Genomic DNA, 5,845 nt, shown 5'->3' on the forward strand with positions numbered 1-5,845 from the left:
ATGCTCCACCGCTTGTGTGAGCCCCCGTCAATTCCTTTGAGTTTTAGCCTTGCGGCCGTACTCCCCAGGCGGCGCACTTCACGGTTTTCTTGCGGCACGAAGGTCGTCAGAACCCTCTTGCCTAGTGCGCATCGTTTACGGCGTAGACTACCGGGGTATCTAATCCCGTTTGCTCCCTACGCTTTCGGGTCTCAGCGTCAGAACAGGCCCAGTCACCCGCTTTCGCCACAGGCGTTCCCTTAGATATCTACGCATTTCACCGCTCCACCTAAGGTTCCAGTGACCCCTACCTGCCTCAAGAACGGCAGTATACCAAGCAGTTCCCGGGTTGAGACCGGGGATTTCACTCAGTACTTACCGTCCCGCCTACACCCGCTCTAAGCCCAGTGATTCCGAACAACGCTTGGGGTCTCCGTCTTACCGCGGCTGCTGGCACGGAGTTAGCCACCCCTTTCGTTTGATGGTCAACTAAGGACGTATTAGGTCCTTTCGCTTCCTGACAAACTATTGAAGTTTACATCCCGAGGGACTTCATCCTCCACGCGGCGTCGCTCCGTCAGACTTGCGTCCATTGCGGAATATTCGTTGCTGCAGCCACCCGTAGGTGTCCGGGCAGTGTCTCAGTCCCGATGTGGCCGGTCGCGCTCTCACGCCGGCTACCCGTCATAGCCTTGGTGGGCCGTTACCTCACCAACTAGCTGATAGGACATAGGCCGATCCCGCACCGGCAGGCCCGAAGGTCCCCACCCTTTGACCCAGAAACCATGCGACTCCTGGATGTCATCAGGTATTACCGGCACTTTCGCTAAAGCCCCTTGCGGGGCGCCGCTATCCCTGTGTGCAGGGCACGTTACCTATGTATTACTCACCCGTCCGCCACTAAACCTTCGTCGTATTGCTACTTCAAAGGTCCCGTACGACTTGCATGCCTTAGCCACGCCGCCAGCGTTCGTTCTGAGCCAGGATCAAACTCTTCACTTTATATCGTTGCCCCAGACGGCGACCGAAGTCCCCGCCCGGTGAGCTTCGATGAAAGGAAATTGATCGAGTAGAACTCGTTTGTACACGAGAACGTCGATCGAGACCGGCTATCCGCTATGCAGATACCCGACCTCTTACACACCTTGCCGACCGGAAGATCTGGCTTACCTTCTCCCGACCGACTGTGTCTTGTCGGCAGCGACCAAACCGTTTCCGGCTTCGCCGCCGCCACACGTTCTCACGGCGTTTGTCACACTGTTCACTTGTCAAAGAGCAATCGCACCTCGTTGGGCTGCGTTTCCGCCGGCCCCACGGGGAGCCACGTATAATAGCAGCCAAGACAACAATGTCAAGACCGCCTGCGGCCACGATTCTTTCATCTTCTCGCCTTCCCCCAGCACCCGATCACTGCCGACCGGACAGCGCCAAGAAGCGAAAAAAAAGCCGGCCCGCTAATCACCTGCGCTGCCTGATGGCCCGGTGGTTCACTCACCTACTCCCGCAGGGCACCACCGGCAGGAACGAGGCAAAAGAAGTACCGACAAAACCGTGCCGCACACCCTACGTGTCAACAGCTTAATATACACCCGCTTAGGGGACCTGTCAAGTCGCGATTCAGCCGGCACGCGCAACTCACAAAGCTTATTAAATCATAAGGTTACAGCAGCTCGCAAAACACAACGAAGGCCCAGAACTTCGCTTCGGCTACCCCGGAAATGGGTGGGAAACCCGAGTGTCCAACATCCGCAGAAAAACACAACAGGCACAACCCCGAACCCAACGCCGCGCCAGTCATTGGGTCCGCCGCCGATCACCTACAGGACAACAAAGCCGCTCACACCAGAAAGATTAAAGTCACTGTTCGAGAGCGCAACTCCGCTAACTATCGCAACAAAAAGACTTTATATCTCCACCAACGACGATCCCTCACGACGGCAAACCTGCTGGTCAGGCCTGCTTGAGGGCCGCGCGAATCGAAACCCGAGCGGCCAAGGCCTCCACAACCTGCTTCAGGGCATCGCCGACGCCCTGAGAATCGCCTCGAAAAAGCGAGTCGGGAGTCCCTTCATCACCCGCCACGCGGATCGCCACATTGATCGGAATCGCCCCAAGGAAAGGCACACCCAGCTCCCGGGCAGCAACCTCTGCTCCCCCCTTGCCGAAAAGGTCGTATTCACGGCCCGTGTCAGGGGCTATAAAGTAGCTCATGTTCTCGATCATCCCGAGCACCGGCACCCCCAGCGCTTCGTACATTCGCGCGGCCCGGGCCGCGTCGGCCAGAGCCACCGCTTGGGGCGTGCATACCACGACCGCCCCCGTCAACGGGATCGATTGTGCCAACGTCAACGGCACGTCGCCTGTGCCAGGCGGAAGATCGACCACCAAGTAGTCCAGTTCTCCCCACTCGACCTGCTCCAGGAATTGCCGTATCGCATTGTGAATCATCGGCCCTCGCCAGATGACCGCCTGCGCCGGGGGAATCAACAGGCCCATGCTCATCGCCTTGATGCCCAGGACTTCGACCGGCAAAACCTTGTCGTTCTCGTAACCCGGCCGGGCGTCCTCGATGCCCAGCATCTTGGGAATCGAGGGACCGTAAACATCTGCATCGAGCAACCCGACCCTCGCCCCCGCGCGAGCCAGGCCGATCGATAGCAACACGCTCAGCGTGCTCTTGCCGACGCCACCCTTGCCCGCCCCCACAGCCACGATATTCCGAACGCCGGGCAACTGGCACTTCTCGGGCAGACTGCTGCGAACACGAGCGGAGAACTCCACGTCCACCTCTGTCACGCCGCCCAGGTCACACACGGCCGTCTCGATGTCATGGCGAATGGTCTCACGCATGGGACATGCCGGGGTGGTCAATTCGACCTCCACGCAAACACGACCGTCGCCAGTTTCCACATTCTTGACAAAACCGAGCGAAACGATGTCCTGACCCAGTTCGGGGTCTCGAACACTCTTCAGCGCCTGAAACACCTGCTCTTTTGTCAGGCAGGATGGATTGCTCACGGAATGCACCTCGCGATAGAAGCTGTCACTCCGGCGGCCGGCCAAGCAACACGTAGCCCACTCCGCCCCGCTGGAACCAGATTCTCTCAACGTCCTCAACGGGATGCGTGATCACGCCCTGTTCCGGAGTCCCGCCGGCCGGGTCATTAATACACACGCCGCCCTTCCCGTCGAAACCCGTGATGACAAGAAGATGACCGTTCGACTCGCGATACGGGGCATTGCGCAGTTGGCCTTTGTCAACACGAATACTGGCAATCACCGGGCGACCGGCCACGATATGCCGTTTGACCGCGTCCCAGTCGCCGAAACGCTCGATGTAACCGGGTACTCCAAAATGGCAGGCAGTCTGCACCGCGCGGGCCCAGTTGCCGTAGAGTTTGAACTCGGCGTCGTACACCAGCTCATACACGCGAGAAGTGGGCAGCCTTACTCCGTAGTATTCGAGAACCATCGCCACCGACGTCGGGCTGCAGACGCTTCCGCGGACCTCCTTGGCCTCCCACTTCTGACTCCGAAACGGCACCGGCAATCGGCGGGCCCATTTCTCACGGGGACCAGGGTCAATCGGCTTGCGGAACCGGCGGGCCAGCTCGGCGTCATTCAGCGTATTGCTATAGGCCAGACCGATCCGCCTCAGCACCGGCAACGGTCCTCTTCTGGGCGAATAGAGGTGAATGCGATACTGCAACCGGTCAAAACGATGTATCGATCGGAAGTAATCCGTGTCCACGTCGCCGTTCCGGTCGTGCTGAATCTTGACTGCCGGCATTTCCGCCGTTCCCCACGTGCCGAGATAGTAGAACGGCGTCCAGAAGTCGCCCTCGGCTCTTCCAAACCGGAGCTCCACGACGAAACCCGCACCCAGCGGACAGTCCACGTTCCACGAAGGCACAACATCGTTGAACGGGAACGCCGCAGCAATCACCCGCGACGTGTGCACGCCCTTGAACGGCGGGCGCGCGGGCTCCCCGTTCGAAGGCTCCGTCTCCAGGGTGACGCCCGAGGGGTCGCTCACGACAATCGTGCCCGAGTGCGTTCCCTGCTCAAATGCCTCCGCCGTCTCGTCCAGAAGCAGAGCATGAACGTCGTTCGGGGTCATGTACAGCTTGTTGCCTGGACCCTCATGTTCATCCGCCAGACTCGGCGGAGCCTCTCTCGTGCCGCACCCCGCAATGACGGCGACCAACAGGCAGCACCTCAACATGTTCATCACCCGCAATCATCCTCTCTGTATCGCCTTGAACATCCATGTGGCATTCTCAGACCGTCCGCGCCGGCCTCGTCGCCGGATTATAGCCGCAACGGCCTGCCTGCACGACATCATCGGACGCATTGCCGGCCGCGCGCAAGCCGCAGATAATACCCGCATCCGCCCCGGCAGATGCCGCCGGGACACGCCGACTTGAAAAAGAGCAATCACTGGAAGGACTCGTCACCATGCCGAATCAACTCGATCGCAGAGAATTCTTGAAGTTGACCACGGCGGCGACCGCCGGAACAGCCCTGCTAGGGGCGGCGACAAACCGGGCGGCCGAGGAGCAGCCCCAAAGGACCGTTCGGATCGGCGCCATCGGCACCGGTGGGCGGGGATGCGGCCTGACCAGGGTAATGCTCAGCATGAAAGGCGTGCAACTGCCGGCCATCTGCGATATCAACCCCGCCGCACTCCAGGCTGCCAAGGGCTTGATTGTGAACGCCGGCCAGCCCGAGCCGGCCGCCTATGGCGACGGCCCCGATGCCTACAAGAAGCTGCTGGCTCGCGACGACCTCGATGCCGTGCTCATCGCCACGCCCTGGGACCTGCACGCACCCATTGCCGTCGCGGCGATGAAGGCCGGCAAATACGCCGCCAGCGAGGTGCCCTGCGCGATCGACATGCAGCAGTGTTGGAACCTGGTCAACGCCCATGAGGAAACGGGTGTACCCTGCATGATGCTCGAAAACTGGAGCTTCCGCCGAGACAACCTCGCGATCCTGAACATGATCCGCAAGGGGCTCTTGGGCCGAATCGTCCACTGCCACTGCGCTCACTCGCACGACTGCCTCGACCACTGGTTCTACGATAAACAGGGCAACAAACGCTGGGGCGGCGAGTATCTCATCCGGCGGAATTGCGACCAGTACCCGACCCATTCGCTCGGCCCGGTGCTGAGCTGGATGGACATCAACTGCGGCGACACCTACGACTACCTGACCGCCACCGCCAGCGACCCGGTGGGCATCTACGAATACTTCAAACGCACTTTCGGACCGGATCATCCGGCCCTCAAGACCCAATTCAAACAGGGCGATATCGTCACCAGCGTGATTCGTACGAAGAAGGGCAAGACGATCGTCATCAATTATGACATGCAACTGCCCCGACCCTACGACAACCGTTGGCTGATACAGGGCACGCTCGGCCTGTACCGCGAGGACCCACCGACGGTCTACATCCTGGGCAAGAGCCCGCAATATCACCAGTGGGAGCCTTTCGCCCCATACCAGGAGCAGTACGACCACCAGTGGTGGCGCACACACGGCAAGGTGGCCGAGGCAGCCGGCCACGGCGGAACCGACTACATCGAGCTCAAAACCTTCCTTGATGCCGTCCGCAACAAGACGCAAACGCCAATCGATGTTTACGACTCGGTGATGATGAGCGTGATTACGCCGCTCTCGGAACAGTCCATCGCCAAGGGCAGTGTCCCGATCAAGTGCCCGGATTTCACCAAGGGCAAGTGGGAGACGAGAAAGCCGACGTTTGCCGTCGAGGTGTGAGCGTTCAGGGTTCAGGAAGGAGTTGTCAGCATGTAGGGCAGGTCGGAGTCGCCGAAGGCGGCGCAGACCTGCCGATGACAGCCTG

At 60.2% G+C, this 5,845-nt stretch carries 3 protein-coding genes and 1 rRNA gene; 1 reads left to right on the forward strand and 3 read right to left on the reverse strand.

What is annotated here, in order from left to right; all coding sequences use genetic code 11:
• The 3 genes from PLL20_21315 to PLL20_21325 all read right to left on the reverse strand — a co-directional run.
• Window positions 1-981 (reverse strand): 16S ribosomal RNA (locus PLL20_21315); the annotation flags it as partial.
• A gap of 948 nt (window positions 982-1,929) precedes the next feature.
• Entirely contained in the window at window positions 1,930-2,997 is a 1,068-nt protein-coding gene (locus tag PLL20_21320; GenBank protein ID HPD32542.1) for an Mrp/NBP35 family ATP-binding protein, read from the reverse strand.
• A gap of 25 nt (window positions 2,998-3,022) precedes the next feature.
• Window positions 3,023-4,210 carry a C39 family peptidase gene (locus PLL20_21325; protein HPD32543.1) on the reverse strand — a complete coding sequence of 396 codons (1,188 nt, stop codon included), beginning with the start codon at window positions 4,208-4,210 and terminating at the stop codon, window positions 3,023-3,025.
• Between the two features lie 227 nt (window positions 4,211-4,437).
• On the opposite strand from PLL20_21325, the gene PLL20_21330 reads away from it, so the two are divergent.
• Window positions 4,438-5,760 carry a Gfo/Idh/MocA family oxidoreductase gene (locus PLL20_21330; protein HPD32544.1) on the forward strand — a complete coding sequence of 441 codons (1,323 nt, stop codon included), beginning with the start codon at window positions 4,438-4,440 and terminating at the stop codon, window positions 5,758-5,760.
• Window positions 5,761-5,845: the final 85 nt, after the last annotated feature.

This window comes from Phycisphaerae bacterium (assembly GCA_035384605.1).
Lineage (GTDB): Bacteria > Planctomycetota > Phycisphaerae > UBA1845 > PWPN01 > JAUCQB01.

Bases quoted from the DNA above. Each gene is read 5' to 3' on its own strand.
- PLL20_21330 (HPD32544.1), top strand. From the start codon at position 4,438: ATGCCGAATCAACTCGATCGCAGAGAATTCTTGAAGTTGACCACGGCG.
- PLL20_21325 (HPD32543.1), bottom strand. From the start codon at position 4,210: ATGAACATGTTGAGGTGCTGCCTGTTGGTCGCCGTCATTGCGGGGTGC.